Annotated in this window: 17 protein-coding genes and 1 pseudogene; 5 read left to right on the top strand and 13 right to left on the bottom strand. The window is 76.0% G+C overall.

All coding sequences use genetic code 11. The features are described 5' to 3' along the window. Positions 1-14 precede the first annotated feature (14 nt). Entirely contained in the window at positions 15-1,550 is a 1,536-nt protein-coding gene (locus tag VM636_RS01225; protein ID WP_030418977.1) for a cytochrome P450, read from the bottom strand. 111 nt (positions 1,551-1,661) lie between these two features. Here VM636_RS01225 and VM636_RS01220 point away from each other — a divergent pair, with 111 nt between their 5' ends. After that, positions 1,662-2,270, top strand: a complete 609-nt coding sequence (locus VM636_RS01220) for a TetR/AcrR family transcriptional regulator (RefSeq protein ID WP_030418978.1) — start codon at positions 1,662-1,664, stop codon at positions 2,268-2,270. Positions 2,271-2,561: 291 nt separating this feature from the next. Here VM636_RS01220 and VM636_RS01215 read toward each other — a convergent pair whose 3' ends face one another. After that, a complete protein-coding gene (locus VM636_RS01215; protein ID WP_338482960.1) occupies positions 2,562-2,852 on the bottom strand; it encodes a hypothetical protein in 291 nt (96 codons plus the stop codon). Positions 2,853-3,018: 166 nt separating this feature from the next. Between VM636_RS01215 and VM636_RS01210 the strand changes: the two genes are divergently transcribed. Next, positions 3,019-3,741, top strand: a complete 723-nt coding sequence (locus VM636_RS01210; RefSeq protein WP_030418979.1) for a DUF2470 domain-containing protein — start codon at positions 3,019-3,021, stop codon at positions 3,739-3,741. Here VM636_RS01210 and VM636_RS01205 read toward each other — a convergent pair. From VM636_RS01205 to VM636_RS01195, 3 genes are all read right to left on the bottom strand, one after another. Beyond that, entirely contained in the window at positions 3,709-4,920 is a 1,212-nt protein-coding gene (locus VM636_RS01205; RefSeq protein ID WP_030418980.1) for a lactonase family protein, read from the bottom strand. The two genes, VM636_RS01210 and VM636_RS01205, sit on opposite strands and share 33 nt — an antisense overlap. Before the next feature lie 129 nt (positions 4,921-5,049). Further along, the gene (locus VM636_RS01200) at positions 5,050-6,294 is read right to left on the bottom strand and encodes an FUSC family protein (RefSeq protein WP_030418981.1); all 1,245 of its coding nucleotides are present in this window, start codon (positions 6,292-6,294) and stop codon (positions 5,050-5,052) included. A gap of 228 nt (positions 6,295-6,522) precedes the next feature. Then, positions 6,523-7,017, bottom strand: coding sequence for an FBP domain-containing protein (locus VM636_RS01195; RefSeq protein WP_030418982.1), 495 nt, complete (start codon positions 7,015-7,017; stop codon positions 6,523-6,525). Between the two features lie 207 nt (positions 7,018-7,224). Here VM636_RS01195 and VM636_RS01190 point away from each other — a divergent pair, with 207 nt between their 5' ends. Both VM636_RS01190 and VM636_RS01185 read left to right on the top strand, forming a co-directional pair. After that, on the top strand, positions 7,225-8,514 hold the full coding sequence (locus VM636_RS01190; RefSeq protein ID WP_338482959.1) for an ROK family transcriptional regulator: 1,290 nt from the start codon (positions 7,225-7,227) through the stop codon (positions 8,512-8,514). Between the two features lie 93 nt (positions 8,515-8,607). Further along, entirely contained in the window at positions 8,608-8,982 is a 375-nt protein-coding gene (locus VM636_RS01185; RefSeq protein WP_030418984.1) for a hypothetical protein, read from the top strand. A gap of 167 nt (positions 8,983-9,149) precedes the next feature. Here the strand turns inward: VM636_RS01185 and VM636_RS01180 are convergent, their stop codons facing one another. The 3 genes from VM636_RS01180 to VM636_RS01170 all read right to left on the bottom strand — a co-directional run bounded on the left by VM636_RS01180 (position 9,150) and on the right by VM636_RS01170 (position 12,745). Further along, on the bottom strand, positions 9,150-10,181 hold the full coding sequence (locus tag VM636_RS01180; protein ID WP_037857576.1) for an SDR family oxidoreductase: 1,032 nt from the start codon (positions 10,179-10,181) through the stop codon (positions 9,150-9,152). Positions 10,182-10,967: 786 nt separating this feature from the next. Beyond that, positions 10,968-11,624, bottom strand: a complete 657-nt coding sequence (locus tag VM636_RS01175) for an HAD family hydrolase (protein ID WP_030418986.1) — start codon at positions 11,622-11,624, stop codon at positions 10,968-10,970. Positions 11,625-11,707: 83 nt separating this feature from the next. Continuing rightward, positions 11,708-12,745, bottom strand: coding sequence for a PHP domain-containing protein (locus VM636_RS01170; RefSeq protein ID WP_338482958.1), 1,038 nt, complete (start codon positions 12,743-12,745; stop codon positions 11,708-11,710). 191 nt (positions 12,746-12,936) lie between these two features. Between VM636_RS01170 and VM636_RS01165 the strand changes: the two genes are divergently transcribed. After that, entirely contained in the window at positions 12,937-13,173 is a 237-nt protein-coding gene (locus VM636_RS01165) for a hypothetical protein (protein ID WP_030418988.1), read from the top strand. A 126-nt stretch (positions 13,174-13,299) separates the two neighbouring features. On the opposite strand, the gene VM636_RS01160 is transcribed toward VM636_RS01165, so the two are convergent. The 5 genes and pseudogenes from VM636_RS01160 to VM636_RS01140 form a co-directional block, all read right to left on the bottom strand. Next, a complete protein-coding gene (locus tag VM636_RS01160; protein WP_338482957.1) occupies positions 13,300-14,553 on the bottom strand; it encodes an RICIN domain-containing protein in 1,254 nt (417 codons plus the stop codon). Positions 14,554-14,685: 132 nt separating this feature from the next. Then, on the bottom strand, positions 14,686-15,225 hold the full coding sequence (locus VM636_RS01155; RefSeq protein WP_338482956.1) for a VanZ family protein: 540 nt from the start codon (positions 15,223-15,225) through the stop codon (positions 14,686-14,688). Positions 15,226-15,412: 187 nt separating this feature from the next. Then, a pseudogene (locus VM636_RS01150) lies at positions 15,413-15,598 on the bottom strand (hypothetical protein); the annotation flags it as partial. A gap of 123 nt (positions 15,599-15,721) precedes the next feature. Then, a complete protein-coding gene (locus VM636_RS01145) occupies positions 15,722-16,108 on the bottom strand; it encodes an anti-sigma factor antagonist (protein WP_030418991.1) in 387 nt (128 codons plus the stop codon). Between the two features lie 172 nt (positions 16,109-16,280). Next, on the bottom strand, positions 16,281-17,222 hold the full coding sequence (locus tag VM636_RS01140) for an NADP-dependent oxidoreductase (RefSeq protein ID WP_030418992.1): 942 nt from the start codon (positions 17,220-17,222) through the stop codon (positions 16,281-16,283). Positions 17,223-17,368 lie beyond the last annotated feature (146 nt).

Below are 17,368 nucleotides of genomic sequence, written 5' to 3'. Positions count from 1 at the left end.
CGCACCGACGCCCCTCACGGACCCGGGCGGTGCACGGGGCACCGCCCGGCCGGGCCGGGACCGGCGTCCTCGGGCGCGTCCGCGGCGGGGGCCGGCGCGGTGCGCCGCTCGGGGCGGAGCCTGAGGCCGCGCGGCATCAGGGTGAGCCGTTCCGTCACGCTCAGCCGGTACTCCTCCTCGGGAAGCAGCGCGTAGCGGCGCAGCAGCAGCCCGAGGACGAGGGTCGCCTCGTGCAGCGCGAACTGCCGCCCGATGCACGCCCGCGAGCCCGTCCCGAAGGGTTTGAAGACGTGGGCCGGCCGGGACCGCACGGCCTGCGGCTCGAAGCGGTCCGGGTCGAACCGCTCGGCGTCCGGACCCCACACCTCGGGGTCCCGGTGCAGCATCGGGACCAGCACCAGCGTCCAGGCGCCGCGCCGCATGGGGTGGGCGCCGGCCAGCACGGTGTCGGCGCGGGCCTCCCGGGCGAACGCGGGCGCGGTCGGCCACAGCCGCAGCGACTCGTCCAGCACCCGGCGCACGTAGCGCAGTCGGGCGACCTGCTCGTAGCCCGGGGTCTCGGTGGGGCCCCACACGCGGTCCACCTCGGCGCGGGCGCGGGCCGCCGCCTCGGGGTGGCGGGAGAGGTAGTGCAGGGCGAAGGAGAGCGCGCCCGAGGTGGTCTCGTGGCCGGCCACCAGGAAGGTGATGACCTGCCGGCGCACGTTCTCGGCCGACAGCCGCTCCCCGGTCTCGGGGTGGGCGGTCTCCAGCATCCGGCCGAGCAGGTCGCCCGACCCGGAGCCGGGGGCCTCGCGGCGGGCGCGGACCAGCTCGTCGACGGTGCGGTTGAGGTGGGCGATGTCGTCGGCGTTGCGGCGGCTCGCCCGGCGCAGCAGCCACGGGGCGAGCGGCGCGGGCACGGTGTTGAGCCGCTGGGCGTGGGCGAGGGCGCCCACCATGGCCGTCACGAAGGGGTGCGGGCGGGCGCGCTCGAAGGAGCCGAAGTCGTGGCCGAACCCGGTGCGGGCGATCGTCTCCAGCGTCAGCCGGGTCATGTCGCCCGGCACGTCCACCGTCCGCCCCGCCGCCGCGGCCCGGTCCCAGCGGTCCGTCAGCCGACCGGCCACGTCGAGCATCATCGGGTGGTAGCCGGCCATCGCCTCCCGGCCGAAGGCGGGCGCGAGCACGTCGTGCGCGGTCTGCCAGTTCGGCTCGTCGTTGTACGCCGTGAACAGCCCGTCCCCGGCGAGCGGCCGCAGGTTGGCCACCCCGAGCCCCACGTGCTTGGCGAAGCGCGTCTCGTCGGCCAGGTCGGCGACGAGACCGGCGCCCCACACGAGCACGAACTCCTTGCCGAAGGCCCGCCTCCGGAAGATCGGCCCCAGCCGCCGGGCCAGCGCGAGCGAGTCCTGAAGGGGCGTCTCGCGGCTCGCCCCCACCACGTCCCCGAGCAGCGGCACCCGGTACGGCGGTCGCGGGATGCGGCGCAGCTCCGGCCAGCCCTGTTCGGCTCCCCGGAAGCCGCGGGGCAGGCTCTCCCGTGCCGGTCGGTCGGTCGTCTCCACCATGACGCGATCTCCCTTGACGCAGCGGCGTTCCGGAGCGTGTTGTACGTCGGTTCAACAACGCCTCCCCAGTCTCGTCCCGCTGCTGAACCGGCGTCAAGTAGAGTCCGGGGCATGGCCGTCGACGAGCGCGGGCGCACACGGCGCCGGCTGAGCACCGAGGAGCGCCGCGAGCAGTTGCTCTCGGTCGGCGCGCGGCTGTTCTCCGAGAGCCCCTACGACGAGGTCTGGATCGAGCGGGTCGCGGAGATCGCCGGTGTCTCGCGCGGGCTGCTGTACCACTACTTCCCGGGCAAGCGGGAGTTCTTCGCGGCCGTCGTCGAGCACGAGAGCGAGCGCATGCTGCGGCTGACGCAGGCGGTTCCCGGCGTCCCGGTGCGCGGGCAGCTGACCGCCGTGCTCGACGCGTTCCTGGAGTACGTGCGCACGAACGCGGACGGCTTCGGCGCCTTCCACCGCGCCGAGGCGGCGGGGGACCAGGCCGTGCGCCGGGTCTACCGGGCCGCGCTGGCCGCCCAGGAGCGGCAGATCCTCGCCGTGCTCGCCGCCGACCCCGAGTACGGTCCGGACGTCGCGGAGCGCCCCGGCGTGCGGCTCGCGGTGCGCGGCTGGCTGGCCTTCACGACGGCGGTCTGCCTGGAGTGGCTGAGCGAGGGGGAACCGGGGCGCGAGCAGGTGCGCGACCTGTGCGCCCGTACCCTGCTGGGTGCGCTGGCCCCCTGAGTGCCGGGCACCGCCGGGGCACGCGCCCGGGGGCGGCGGGCCGTGACGGCACCGGGCTCCGGCGGGTCCGCCGGGCGTCGAACGGCCCTGGCCGGAGCGGCGGTCAGGCGGTGCGGGGGACGCTCGCGCAGGCGGACGGCGGGTGCGCGTGCCGGGAGCGGGTGATCTCGACGGTGGTGCCGGGCGCGAGCGCGGCCGGTTCCTCGGGGAGCCGCGGCCGGCGGGCGGTCAGCCGCGTGCCGGCCGCGGTGCGGACGGTGGCCGTGGTGGTTCACCGGTCAGTCGTGGTCGTCAGCGTCGGCGACGGACTCGTCTCCTCGTCGTCCGGGAGCCGGACCCGCACCGCGTGTCCCTCCCTCCGGCGTCCCCGCTGGTGTCGCCGTCCAGCACGGCGAGGATCTCCGCCACCCGCGCCGGTGCGCGCCGCCGCCCGTCGGGCGAGGCGCCGCCGTCCTGCCAGTCGTGCACCGGCTCGGGAGCGGCCTGGCGGGCGTGCGCGCGCAGGGCGAAGTGCCGGGCCGGATCGTGCGGGACCGGCGGCCGGCAAAGTTCCCGCCGGCGGGAGACCGCGAGGGACCGCACCGGCACCGTGGCGGGCGGCCCGGGTCACGGGACGGGAACCGCCGTGTGAACGCGGAGGACCGCCCGGAAAGGTCTCGCGAAGACCACGCGTCCCGGTTGGCGCGCACCCCGATCTCCTATAGGTTAGGCAAGCCTTACCTAATGAACTTGACGACGGAGGTTGGGGATGGGCGACAGTCACACCTGGGCGGCCGCGCCTGCCGCGGCGGAGCAGGCCCGCTCCGTGCTCGCCGCCGCGTGGTCCTGCGCGGTGACCGCGGAGGGCGGACGCGAGGAGTACGTCGGCGCGCACGCCGTGTCCGACGAGGGCCGGGTGCGCCTGAGCGTGCCCGGGGACAGTGTCCTGTCCGCCGCCGTGGTGTGCGCGCCCCGCGGCCAACCGTCCGGCGTGCTGGAGTTCGCCGACGTCGCGCCCGTCCCCGTCCGGGGGCGCGTCCGCGCCCGGCTCTGGCTCGCCGGCCGGTTCGCCGCCGAGGGGGACCACCTCTCCTTCGAGCCGACCCGGGTGGTGCTGCGCCGGGCGGCCGGCGCCGTGGTGGTCGACCCCGGCGAGTTCGCCGCCGCCCGCCCCGACCCGCTCGCCACCGCCGAGGCCCGGCTGCTGACCCACCTCGCCGACTGCCACGGCGACGCGGTGGAGCGCCTCACCCGGCTCGTCGACGCCGACAGCCTGCACGGCGCGGTCCGCGTCCGCCCGCTCGCCGTCGACCGGCACGGACTGACCCTGCGCATCGAACGCCTCCGCTCCCACGGCGACGTCCGGCTGCCCTTCCACACCCCCGCCGACGACCTCGCCCAGCTCACCGAGCGCATGCACGTCCTGCTGGCCCAGGCGAGCGCCGCCCGCCCCCGCGCCCTACAGCGGCAGCGCACACACGGCGACCGGTGACGCGAACGGCTCCCCGGCCGGACGCAGTCCGCCACCTGCGCGGTCGACGTGGAAGACACCCACCGTGCCGGAGCGCTGATGCGCCGCGAACAGCAGCGCGCCGTCGGGCGAGAAGGCGATCTGGCGCGGGAACTCCCCGCCCGCCGGCACCTCGTCGAGCAGCCGCAGCCGGGCGCCGCCGTCCTCGACCGCGTACCGCGTGAGGGTGTCCCGCCCCCGGTTGGCGAGGTAGGCGTGGGAGCCGTCGGCGGTGACCAGGAGCTGTGCCGGGTGATTGCGCCCCGTGCCCGCGCCCGTCCCCGTGGGCTGCGGCTCGCCCGGGTCGAGACGGCCGGTGCGCGGGTCGTGGCCGCAGACGGTGACCGTGTCGTCGAGTTCCCCGACGAGGTACGCGTACCGCCCGCCGGGGTGGAAGGCGAGGTGGCGCGGTCCGGTGCCCGGCCGCACCCGGGCCCGCGAGGTCTCGGCGAGCGTGCCCCGCTCCTCGTCGAGGCGGTAGGTGTACACGGTGTCCGTGCCCAGGTCCACGGCGAGCACGTGGCCGCCGGGGCCGGTGACGACCTGGTGGGCGTGCGGCCCGTCCTGTCCCGGGCCGGGCGGGGGAGAGGCGTGCCGGACCAGCGCGGTGTGTTCCCCGAGGGCGCCCGAGGCGTCGATGGGGTGCACGGCGACGCCGCCCGAACCGTAGTGCGCGCTCAGCAGCCAGCGCCCGTCCGGACGGACCGACAGGTGGCACGGGGCCGAGCCGCCCGCGCTCCGCACGCCCAGCACCCGGGGCCCGTCCACCCGGAAGGCGCTCACCGTGCCCGCCTGCCGCTCGCCGACGGCGTAGACCGTGCGCCCGTCCGGATGGACGGCCAGGAACGAGGGGTCGTCGAGCCCGGCGAGCGTGCCGGCGCCGGTGATCCGGCCCGTCGCCGGGTCGTAGGAGGCCAGGCCGACACCGTCGCCGCCGCCCTCCGCCGAGGTGTACGTGCCGAGGAAGAGCGGGCGCCGCCCGGAGGGCCCCGCGTCCCGGCCCGCCGCCCCGCCACTCGCCAGGGGCGCCGGAGTGGCCGCCCCGCGCGTCCCGGCGTCCGGAGCCCTCCCGCAGCCCGCCGCCGGGACCACCGCCGCCAGGGCCGCCGCACGCCACGCCAGCCCTGTGAACCGGCGCCTGCTCCAGTCCGCACCGCTCATGCCCCGCGCACTCCCGTCACCCGTCGCTCTCCGTCCGCCCCCGCCCACCGGGCCGCCGCCCTCCCGCCACGCCGGGGCGGCGGGGCGTCCTCACTCGTCCCCGCGGCCCGCGGCCAGGCCCCTCACCCGTCACCACGGCTTGCGCAGCCGCCGGGGCCGCGGCGGCAGGTGCGGCCAGATCCGGTCCCGCAACCCGGTCAGCCGGGGCCGGCGTTCGCGCTGCTCGCGCGTGTGCCGGTCCAGCTCCTCCAGCAGCCGGCGCGAACGGTGCTCGGTGTCCAGCTCGTCGATGATGCGGTTCACCTCGGTCAGCACCGCGCCCTGCAGCTGCCACTGCCGGGAGTCCCGCCGGACGTCCTCCAGCAGCAGTTCGGCCAGCCGGTCCCGGGTGAGCGCGGCCTGCCGCAGTTCGGCGGTCAGCCGTTCCTCCGCGGACTCGGCGTTCTCGCTGGCACTCGTGGTGACCAGTACCGAGAAGCTGACCACCGCGTCGGCCACCTCCGACAGCAGCCGCTCCAGCGTCTCCCCGGTCCGGGGCGGGAACAGCGGATCGGGCTCGCGCACCTTCGCCAGGTCGGTGAGGCTGCGGGCGAGCACGCGCAGCACCACCGTACTGATCTCCAGGGTGTCCAGCCCGGTGCGCAGCACCACCCGGTGCAGCAGCCCCTCGCGCACCCGCGGGTTCAGCCGCAGGCTGTCCTCGGCCTGCCGCAGGTCCTCGTCCACCTCGGCGATGTCGTGGTCGAGCTGCCGGGCCTCGTGCAGCCGGGCCGCGGCCTCGTGGTAGCGGGTGCGCCCGGCCGCCTGCTCGCCCATGCGCAGCAGGAGTTGCCGCACCCGGCGGGCCAGGCCCTCGATGGACTCGCCGGCCTGCTCCACCCACACCGGCGGGGCCAGCACCAGGTTGAAGGTGAGTCCGACGACCGCGCCGATCAGGGTCTCCACCACCCGCGCCCAGGCCAGCGTCCCGTGCGAGGTGACGCCGAGGACGAGCATGGCGCTGATCGCCACCTCGGCCACGAACTCGTGCGCCCGCACCAGGTGCCCGACGCCCAGCGCCGCCACGATCACCAGGGCCAGGCTCCACCAGGACAGGCCGACCAACTGGCTGAAGGCGATGGCGACCAGCACGCCCGCGACCACCGCGTTGACCCGGCGGAAGCTCATCTTGAGCGTCGCGTACAAGGTGACCTGGACGACCAGCAGCGCGGTCAGGGGAGCGGTGAGCGGGGCCGGTTCGGGGCTCAGCCGCAGGGCGATGACATAGGCGATCGACGCCGCGGCGGCCGAGCGCAGCGCCTGCACCACCATCGGGTCGCGGTGCCACTTCACCAGGCGCGCGACCCACGCGGTGCTCTCCCGTACATCCAGCATCCTCAGGGCGTTCCCCTTCGCCGGGGCCTCGAACGTGTCCGGACAGGACGGTAACCGGACACCGCCGGACCACACGCCTGCACGCGCCGCACACCGCCGGACGGGTCCCCCGCCTCCCCGCCGGAGCACCGGCGACGGGGAGGCGGGGCGAGAGGGACGCGAGGGGAGGAGAGGGAGGGAAGGGAGGGAGAAGAGGGGATGTGGGAGAGGACCGAGGGGCCGGGCGCGTCAGGTCGTCAGCTTGGCGAGGAAGGCGGCGAGGTGGTCCGATGTCCGCGCTATCTGCTCCTCCAGGGTCAGGCTCTCCTCGAACCGGGCCCCGGACCGCGGCACCCGCAGCCCCCGCAGGTACAGCGAGCACGCCAGGTCGGCGCAGAGGTACAGGCCCACCGAGTTGCCCTCGCGGCCGGCCGGGCCCGCCTTGCGCGCGGTCATCAGCGCGACCCCGCCCCGCGGATGGGTGGTCAGGCACAGCGAGCACATGCTGCGGTGCAGGAAACCGCGCCGGGCGGGCGGTACCCGCAGGGCCACGCCGACCAGGCGCCCGCCGTGCTCGGTGACCAGATGCGCCCGCTCCGGCGCCCCGGGGTCGCGCCAGCCGAGGAAGTCGAGCGACTCCCAGGGGCGTTCGGCGAGGTCGCGGGGGACGGACATCCGCTTCGCCTCGCCCTGGGAGCAGTTGACGAAGGACGCGCGGATGTCCGGCTCGGTCAGTGGTCTCATGATGGGGTGTCTCCGGACGCGACGGCGCCCGGGGTCCCGGGGCCGGCGTCCACCCTAGGGAGACGGGAGAGGGCCGGGCGAACGGTTTTCCGCGCTGCGCCCGGGACGGCGAAAGGTTCAGAACATGAATTAAGTGCGGAGGAAAGTCGCGGCCGGTCCCGCGGCAGAGGTATCTTGCCAGCCGGAACCCGGTTCGGAAGGAGCCACATGGCGGGGCGCAACGGACGTACGGTACGCGACCTCAGAAGGGCCAACCGCACGGCCGTACTCCAGCGGCTCTACTTCGACGGACCGCTCAGCCGGTTCGAACTGGGCCCGGCGACCGGGCTGAGTTCCGGATCGGTCAGCAACGTCGTCGCCGACCTCGTCGCCGACGGGCTGGTCCGGGAGGCCGGCAGCGTCGACTCCGACGGCGGCCGGCCCCGCACCCTGCTCGCGGTGGCGCCCGGCAGCGGCCACATGATCGGCGTCGACGTCGGCGAGACCCGGGTGCGCATCGAGCTGTTCGACCTCACCCTCACCGAACTCGCCCGCGCCGAACGCCCGCTGACCCGGCGTGGCCACGAGGTCGAGGCCATCGTCGGTCACATCCGCGACGGCGTGGCCGAGGTGCTCGCCACCGCCGGACTCGCTCCCGAGCGGCTGCTCGGCGTCGGGATCGGCGTCCCCGGCATCGTCGAGCACACCGCCGAGGACGGGGCCGTGGTGCACGGCCAGACCATCGGCTGGGACGCGGTGCCGCTGGAGCGGCTGCTGCGCGCCGCCTCCCCCCTGCCGGAGAGCGTCCCCTACGCCATCGACAACGGCGCCCGCACCCTCGGCCAGGCCGAGATGTGGTTCGGCGCCGGGCGCGGGGCCCGCAACGCGGTCGTGGTCCTCTTCGGCTCCGGCGTCGGCGCCAGCCTCGTCACCCCCGAGGTCGAGCAGGGCCGGGCGGTCGAGTGGGGGCACCTGACCGTACGGGTGCGGGGCCGCCGATGCCGCTGCGGCGCGCTCGGCTGCCTGGAGGCGTACGCGGGCGCGGAATCGCTGCTGGCCCGCTGGCGGGAGGCCGGCGGCACGGTGCCGGAGGACACCGACGAGGAGACCGCGCTCACCGGCATGCTCGCCGCCGCCTATCCGCCCGGGGAGACCGCCGCCGACCCGGTCGCGCTCTCCGTGCTGGAGGAGACCGCCGAGTACCTGGGCGCCGGGCTCTCCGACCTGATCAACCTCTTCCAGCCCGAGCGCATCCTCATCGGCGGCTGGGCCGGGCTCCAGCTCGGCACCCGCTTCCTGCCCGCCGTCCGCCGCCACGCCGTCTCCTACGCCCTGCGCCACCCCGCCCGGAAGGTGACCGTCGATCTCGGGCGGCTCGGCCCCGACGCGGTCACCGTCGGCGCCGCGATCCTGCCGCTGGCCGACTTCTTCGCCCGCGGCGGCCGGCGTCCCGACCCCGAGCCGCAGAACCCGCCCCCGGCCTGGCGCACCGCCCTGAGGGAACGGACCCCGCGCTGAGGGAACGGACCCGCGCCGAGGTTTCGCCGGGCCCGGCCCCGGTTACCCGGGACCGCTGGACCGACGGGGGAAACCGACGGAAGGGAGACCGCCGTGACCGACCACCGCTCCGAAGGACCCGGCGAGAACGGCTCCCCCGTCCCCCGGGACATGCAGGACCAGCAGGCCGGCACCGGCGAGGACCCCTGGGAGGCCGCCCCGAAGCGCGCGGCGCCCACCCGGAGCCCGCGGACGCACGAGCCCGGCCCGGACGCCGTCGGGCGGGAGGCGCGGGGCGAGCCAGGAGTGACGGACGACGAGACCGACGAGCCCGAGGAGGGGGCGGACGAGCCGGTGGCCGAGGGTCCCGACGGCGCGCGGGTCACCGACGTCCCCGACACGGACGAGGCGGGGACCGGCCGCCAGGGCGCCCCGCACTCCGGCGCGGTCCACCCCGAACACCCGGTGCCGGACGAGTCCCCGGGCTGACGGCTCCCGCCGCCCCGGCCGGCATCCTCCCGGCCCGGGGGCGTCGGCTGCCGGTGGCCCGTTCCCGTACCGCCCGGGGTCGTGGGCACGACCCGCGGCCGGTTCCCGTACCACGTGAGGCCCGGCCGGAGCGTCCCTCCGGCCGGGCCTCGCGCCTGCCGTCCCGCTCAGCCCGCCTTGCGGCCCCGCAGCGGCACCGTGGCCGCGCCCGCGCCCTGGCGCAGCCCCTCCAGGAACTCCTCCAGCACCTGCGTGGCCGTGCGCTCCGGCCGCCAGCCCAGTTCCTCCCGCGCCCGGGCGCAGTCCATCAGCGGCAGCCGCAGTACCGCGTCGAAGAGGTGCGGGGAGGCGGGCAGCAGGCGCAGGCCCCACGCGGCGGCCATCGCCGTCCGCGCCGCCGTGCGCGGCAGGCGCACCGGCCGTCCGCCGGTCATCGCGGCCAGCGTGCCCGCGTCCACCGGCGGCTCCGTGGCCAGGTTGAACGGCCCCCGGGCCTCCGGCGAGCGCACGGCGAGCCGGTACGCGTGGGCCGCGTCGTCGGTGTGCAGCACCTGTACCCGGAGCCCCGGCACGTCCGGCAGCACCGGCAGCAGGTCGGGGCGGGCCACCGGGCCCGGCAGGAACCGGCCGGCGAAGATCCGGCGCTGTTCGCTCGCCGACTCCCGCTTGAAGAGGAAGGCCGGCCGCATCCGCACCACGCGCATGTCCGGATGGTCGCGCTCGTAGGTGTCCAGGACGCGTTCCAGGTACGCCTTCTCCCGGCAGTAGGCCGCGTCCGGCCAGCCGTGCGTCGGCCACGACTCGTTTACGGCGCGGTCCTTCGGCCCCGGCGAGTACGCGCCGACCGAGGAGGCGTGCACGAGCGCGGGCACCCCGGCGGAGGCCGCCGCCCCGAAGACGCGCAGGGAGCCGAGCACGTTGGTGCGCCACGTGGTGGCCGGATCGTGCGTCGGCTGGAAGGCCCAGGCCAGGTGGATCACCGCGTCGGCGCCCGTGAAGTGCCCGGCCAGGTCGTCGTGGTCGCGGGCCAGGTCGACCGAGGCCCACTCCGTCTTCGGCGGCGGCCGGTCCGGCAGCCGCCGGGCCAGCCCCAGCACCGACTCGACCTCCGGGTCCTGTGCCAGCAGCCGCACCACACTGGTGCCGACGTTGCCGGTGGCGCCCGTGACCACGATCCGTTTGCCCGTCGTGCCGCCCACCGTCCGCTCCTCTCGCCGGATGCTCCTCGCGGGCCACCGGGTACCCCGGCCGGCTCCGGGCAAAGAAGAGCCCCGACCGGACGGGGGGATCACGGTCGGGGCGGTATGGGGTGGACGCGGATGGCGGTCGCCTCCCGGCGGGGGGCTCCACGGGGCTTCAGCCGGACGATCGTCCCCGTGGGCGAAAGGTGTGGCCCGAGGACACTGTTCCATCCGTATCCACACTTGTTCCAACGCACCGGTGGCGGTGGGTGTTCCCCGTCTGTCGGGATCCGTGGTGATCCGTGTCACCCGTACCCGCTCGCCGGGTTTCCGGGGGTGTGTCACGACTTCGGCGGCCGAGCCCGACGGCCGCTCGGGTGGCCGGTGCTCCGGTCGCCCCGGGCCTGCCCCCGCTCCGCCGGGCCGGGACGACGTCCGCCCAGAAGTTCTCGCCTGGAGCAGTAGCGTGCCGAGCACGGCGGCACCGCAGGCCCGTCGCCCGGCGTGCTCCCGCGGCTCCTCGTGCAGCCGGGCGTGCAGCTCCTCCGACGCCGCCCGCCGCCCCTCGCGCGGCGACCGCGCCCCGTCCTCGCCGAGCAGGCCGGCGGCCTGGGCGTGGGAGTCGCCGATCAGCTCCAGCAGTCTTCCGTACCGGTCCAGCGCGGCGCCCTCCGGCACGGTGGGGAAGCGATGCTCGTCGGCGGCCACGGCGAGGGTGCGGGTGCCCCCGGGTGCGGCGCGTCGCCCCGGGGGCCGCGCGCGTACGGGGGTGGCCGCCGCGGCGCCGGTGTGCCCGCGCCCGGCTCATGCGAGGGGGCTGTCCGGGAGGGCGGCCAGCAGCTCCGCCGGATCGGCGTGGACCGCCTCCGCCCCGGCCTCCTCCAGGTCGGCGCGGGGCAGGCCGCCGCAGAGCAGGCCCACGCACCGCACCCCGGCCCGGCGGCCCGCGCGCATGTCCCAGACCGTGTCGCCCACCAGGACGCCCCGCCCCGGCGGCACCCCGGCGAGGTCCAGCGCGTGCCGCACCGGATCGGGCGCCGGTTTGCCCGCCGCCACGTCGTCGGCGCTCGCGGTCGCGGTGATCGCGTCGTCCGCGTCGATCGCCCGGCGCAGCGCCGCCAGTTCGGGCCCGCCCGCCGAGGTGGCGAGGACGACCGCCCAGCCGTGCCGGGCCAGGTGCCGCAGCAGCTCGCCCGCCCCCGGCAGCGCCGGCAGCCGGTCGAAGAACTGGCCGTACAGCGCGGTGTGGGCGGCGCTCAGCTCCGCGTCCCGGTCCCGGTCGCGGTCCGCGCCGAGCAGATGGCCGATCAGGTCGGCGGAGGGCAGTCCCACGGCCCGGTGGACGGCGTGCATCGGCACCCGGTGGCCGGCCTGCCGGAACGCCTCCCACCACGTGGTCACGTGCAGGTGGTTGGTGTCGACGAGGGTTCCGTCGACGTCGAACACGGCCGCCCGTTCCATACGCCGTTCCCTTTCCGTCCCGCGCCCGCCGCGCGTGTCCTCGCGGGCGCCCCGGCGCCCCGTACGGCGGCACGGGTACCACGTCAGGGCGCCGCCACTCCGGACGGCGCGCGTCCTTCCCGGGTCCAGGCCAGCAGGTCGGGCAGCGACCAGGTCGTCACCACCCGCTCCGGGGGCACCCCGCACTCCTCCGCCCGCGCGCAGCCGTGGATCTGCCAGTCGAGCTGGCCCGGGGCGTGCGCGTCGGTGTCGACGGAGAACAGCAGGCCCGCGTCCACCGCGCGGCGCAGCAGCCGGCGCGGCGGGTCCAGCCGCTCCGGGCGGCTGTTGATCTCCAGGGCGGTGCCGGACTCCGCGCAGGCCGCGAAGACCTCGTCCGCGTCGAACTCCGACTCGGGCCGGCCCCGCCCGGTCAGCAGCCGCCCGGTGCAGTGCCCGAGCACGTCGGCGTGCGGATCGCGGACGGCGGCCACCATCCGCCGGGTCATCGAGCGGGCGTCCATGCGCAGCGCGGAGTGGACCGAGACCACGACCACGTCGAGCCGGTCCAGCAGCTCCGGTTCCTGGTCCAGGGAGCCGTCCTCCAGGATGTCGCACTCGATGCCGGTCAGCAGGCGGAAGGGGGCCCACGTCTCGTTGAGCCGGGCCACCACGTCCAGTTGTTCGCGCAGCCGCGCCGGGGAGAGCCCGCGGGCCACCGTGAGCCGGGGCGAGTGGTCGGTCAGGACCGCCCACTCGTGGCCGAGCGCCGCCGCGGTCCGGCCCATCTCCTCGATCGGGCTGCCGCCGTCGGACCAGTCCGAGTGCAGGTGGCAGTCGCCGCGCAGCAGGGACCGCAGTCGCTCCCCGCCCCGGGCGAACGGGGCGGACGCCTCGCCCTCCAGCCGCTCCAGGTAGCCGGGCGTCCGCCCGTCCAGCGCCTCCCGCACGACCTGTGCCGTCTTCGGGCCCACCCCCTTGAGGGACTCCAGCGACCCGGTGCGCGTCCGCTCGGCCACCTCGCCGTCGGGCAGCGCGCCCAGCACCCGGGCCGCGGTGCGGAAGGCCCGGACGCGGTAGGTGGGCTCCTGGGAGCGTTCCAGCAGGAAGGCGATCCGTTCCAGCGCCTCGACGGGGTCCATCGCCACCTCCTCGCTCGGCACCTCCAGGGTTGCCCACCGCCCACCGGAGCGCACGGCGGCCCGGCCCGCCCCGCCCCGGGGCGCGTGGCCCCGGCCCGGATGGTTCGAACTGTTCGAATGCGAGGTGTCGCCTCCCGCGTCCCGGACCGCTCGCGAGGCCGACGCACCCGGTTGCGGCCTACCCTCTAGGCATGACCGAAATCGCGAGCCCGCACATCGGCAGTCCGCGGATCCTCGTGCTCGGGGTGCAGCCCGGCACGCCGCCGTTCCGGATCGTGGAGATCGACGGACAGGTGGTCGGCGAGGCGCGGACCGTCATCGACGTACTGGAGACCGCCGCCGCCTTCGGCATCGTGGTCCACGACCTCGACGACCCGGACGTGGTGCGCTGGGTGGGCGGCGACAAGTTCACCTGGACCCCGCGCTAGGTGTTCTGACCCGGGAGGCGCCGGCCGGGGCGGTGCGCCCGGCCGGCGAGGCCGGGCCGGCCCCCGCGGGGCGGGGACCGGCGGGGTGGTCCCGGCGCGGGGCGCCCGGACCACCGTGGCGCGGGGTCAGCCGACCGTCCACTTCTGGTTGGCGCCGCCCGTGCAGGTCCATATCTGGAGCCGCGTGCCGTTCGCCGGGTCGTTGCCGCTGACGTCCAGGCACTTGTCGGCCTGCGGATTGACGATGTCCCGGGCCCCGGTCACCACCCAGCGCTGGGCGGCCGAACCGTTGCAGTCCCACAACTGGACCGGGGTGCCGTCGGCCGTGCCGCCGCTCGCCACGTCCAGGCACTTGCCGAGCGCCCGGATCGTGCCGTCCGGGCCCACCGTCCACTGCTGGGCCGGGGTGCCGTTGCAGTCGTAGAGCTGGACGGGCGTGCCGTTCGCCGAGTTCGCCGCGGCCACGTCCACGCACTTGCCCGCCAGTCCGCGGACCGCCTCGCCGGCCGGCGCGTCGCCCGTCGTCACGGAGACGTGGTCCACGACCAGGGTCTGCGGGAAGGACGTGGAGCCGTCGGGGTCGCCGGGCCAGTAGCCGCCGACCGCCAGGTTGAGGATGAGGAAGAACGGCTTGTCGAACGCCCACTGACGGCCGCCCAGGTCGGCGGGGGTGCGGCGCTGGTAGACGTTCCCGTCCACCGACCAGGTGATCGATCCCGGCGCCCAGTCGACGGCGAAGGTGTGGAAGCCGTCCGCGAACGCCTGACCGCCCGGCAGGGTGTAGCCCGCGCCGATCCCGTCCGCGCCGGAGTACCCCGGGCCGTGGATCGTGCCGTGCACCGTGGACGGCTCGAAGCCGACGTTCTCCATCACGTCGATCTCGCCGGAGTCCGGCCAGCCGACCTGGCCGAGGTCGTTGCCGAGCATCCAGAACGCCGGCCACATGCCCTGCCCGCGCGGCACCTTCATCCGGGCCTCCACGTGCCCGTACTGCGCGGTGAACCTGCCGGCCGTGTTCAGCCGGGCCGAGGTGTACTGGCAGGTGCCGTACCAGCACTGGTGGTCGGACGGGTTCTCTTGGCGGGCCGTGATGGCCAGGTGCCCCTGGCCGTCCAGGGCCGCGTTCCTGGTGCCGGACGTGTAGTACTGCCGCTCGTGGTTGTTGACGTTGTCGCCGGTCTCCAGTTGCCACTTGGCGGAGTCCACGGCGGCGCCGGCCGGACCGTCGAAGGTGTCGGAGAACGTCACCGTGGCGGGCGCGACCGCGGCCCGGGTCTCTGGTGGGGTCTCCGCCCGGGCGGGGCCGGTCACGACGGAGGCGGCCAGCCCGGCGGACAGGGCGGCGAGCAGACATCTGCGGAGCAGGCGTGGGCGGGCCACGGCTCTCCCTTCCGTACGGCGCCCCGCCGTGACGGGGGCGCCGACCGAGGTGGGGGGTAAGGGTGACGCCCTTGATTTAAGGAGTGAGATAAGGGCCCGTCAATACCCTGGTCCATACCACCTGCCATTCCGTTACGAACGGGCCCGCCGCGCGTGCACCGCCCGGCTCATCCGGCGGCCCAGGAGCAGGTAACCGGCCAGCGCTCCCGCGCTGTTGAGGATCACGTCGTCGATGTCGAAGGCGTGTCCGGTGACCAGCGCGCCCTGCGCGAACTCCACCAGCAGCATCACCGCGGCCGTCAGGAGCAGCAGGCGCGGCGCGCCGCGCGCCCCCGGGGCGACCAGCGGGACCAGCACGCCGAAGGGAACCCCCAGCAGGAGGTTGCCGCCGACCTGCTTGACCGCGTCGCGCAGCGCGGGCTGGTCCAGGTAGGCGCGCAGGGAACGGCCCGGCCGCAGGTTCGTGTGGACCAGCGCCTCCGAGGCGGGGGAGGGGTGCAGGGTCAGCCGGGCCAGGACGGCGGCGAAGGCCACCATCACCACGAAGGCGCAGGCCGTCACCAGCAGCCGCAGCGCGAGGGCGGCGGGGCGCCGTCCGGGCCGGACGGCCTCCTCGCCCGCGTCGGCGGGACGGGAGCGGGAGAGGAAGCGCGGACGTGGAACGGTACGCATGGATCGGCCCTCCGGTCGTCGACTTCCCCGCGTGGTGAGGCGGTTACCCGCCGCGGCCGCGGGGATGCCGGGCGCCCCGGCGTCTCCCGCCCCGGGAGCGCTTCCGTTTCCCCGGCCCCGCCGGGCACTCCCGCCGGGACGCGCCGCGCGCCGCCGCCCGCCGGACGGTGCGGGCCGGGCGCGACCGGGTCTCGCTGCCGAACAGGTCCCTCAGTCCCGGTACGACGCTCAGCCGGAGCCCGGCGAAGAGCGCGGCGAGGACCAGGACCAGGGCGCCTGCCGCCTTCACCCGGCCGGGCACGCGGCGGGGGAGGCGCTTGATCGGAGACGTCGTGGCGTCGGCCCTCCTTCCTCCCGGCCGGATGCCCGTCATCTTCCGTGCCAGGAAGGGCTGTTGGCGCCTCCGGGGGGAGGGGAGGGGGTGCGAGGAGGCGCGGCCGCCGGGGCCGGCCCCCGGCACGCGGGAGCCGGCCCGCCGCGCAGGGGGCGGGCCCGGTCAGTGCTCCGTCCGGTCCGTCCGCGGCCGGCCGAGGCCGGGCACCGCCTCCAGGTCCGGATGCGGCGGCAGCACCGCGGCCAGACCGGTGATCCGCAGCATGCGCAGCGTCAGCGGGTGGGCGCACACCAGGTGCACCCGTCCGCCGCCGCCGAGCACCCGTCCACGGGCCCGGTTCAGCAGCCGCAGCCCTGAGCAGTCGAAGAACTCGACACGGCCGAGGTCGAGCACGACCAGGGCGCCGGGCCGCCCCGTCTCCCGGTCCAGGAGCGGGCCGATCTCCGCGGCGGAGGCGATGTCGATCTCGCCGCGGAACTCCAGCACGGTGTGGCCCCGGTCCTGGTGGACCCGTAGGTGTCGGCTGAGCGACACGGATTCCCGCCGCACGACGCCACCGCCTCCAGCATGCTCCGCGGATGGGCTCCGTGGGGGCGGGACTGCCCCAACGGCCCTTGCTGTTCAGCAAGTTACCCTTGTTGAGGGAAAACTGAGCATGTTCGACCGACATATGTCGCCGGATTTTCACATCGTGGGGGCTCCGTCAAGAACGGGCACCCGGTCACTCCATGACGAGGACCAGCTTCCCCTGGGTCCGGCCCGTCTCGCCCAGCCGGTGCGCCTCGGCCGCCTCGGCGAGGGGGAAGGTCCCCGCGACGGTGGCCCGCAGCCGCCCCGACTCGACCAGGCCGGTGATCTCCCGGAGGTCGGCGCGGTCGGAATCGACCAGCATCCGCAGCGCCCGCACGCCCAGCCGCTCGGCCTCCTCCAGGAAGGCGTCCGGGCCCACGGGCAGGATGGACACCACGATCCCGCCGGGGCGCACCACCCGCAGCGAACGCATGCCGGTGTCGCCTCCGATGGTGTCCAGGACCACGTCGACGTCCCGCACCACCTCCGCGAAGTCCCGCTCGCGGTAGTCGAGCGGCTCGTCCACGCCGAGCGAGCGCAGGAAGTCGTGCTTGGCGGCGCTCGCCGTGCCGATCACGTGGGCGCCGCGGGCCTTGGCGATCTGCACCGCGACGTGGCCCACCCCGCCGGCCGCCGCGTGGATCAGCACCCGCTGGCCCGGCCGCACGTCGGCCCGCTCCACCAGCGCCTGCCAGGCGGTGAGCGAGACCAGCGGCAGCGCGCCCGCCTGGACGTGGTCGATCCCCGCCGGCCGCGGCGCGAACACCCGCGCCGGCGCGCTCACGTACTCCGCGTGGGAGCCGTGGCCGTACGGGTAGGACAGCATGCCGAACACCTCGTCGCCCGGCCGGAAGGCGGCGACGCCGATCCCCACGGCCTCCACCGTGCCGGCGACGTCCCAGCCCAGCACGTAGGGCGGCTCGCCCAGGAAGCCCCCGGTCGCCCGGTGCTTCCAGTCGGTCGGGTTCACCCCGGCGGCCCGCACCCGCACCAGCACCTCGTTGACGCGGGGTCCGGGCCGTTCCAGCCGGATTTCCCGCAACACCTCGGGACCGCCGAGGGTGTCCTGACTGATCGCGCGCATCGTGTTCATCCAGGGCCTCCGAAAGGCCCCCGGCCGCCGCCGGGGGGAAGGGGCGCGCCTCCCGCGGGCAGGGGAGACGCCGGGAGCGCGGTGCCGGCGTGGCGCGCCGGCGGCCGCCGGCCGGGGTCGGCCCGGCCGGTCCCCCGAGCCTAGAA

It is taken from the genome of Streptomyces sp. SCSIO 75703 (assembly GCF_036607905.1).
GTDB lineage: Bacteria > Actinomycetota > Actinomycetes > Streptomycetales > Streptomycetaceae > Streptomyces.
This window is presented reverse-complemented; position numbering and strand designations above follow the sequence as displayed.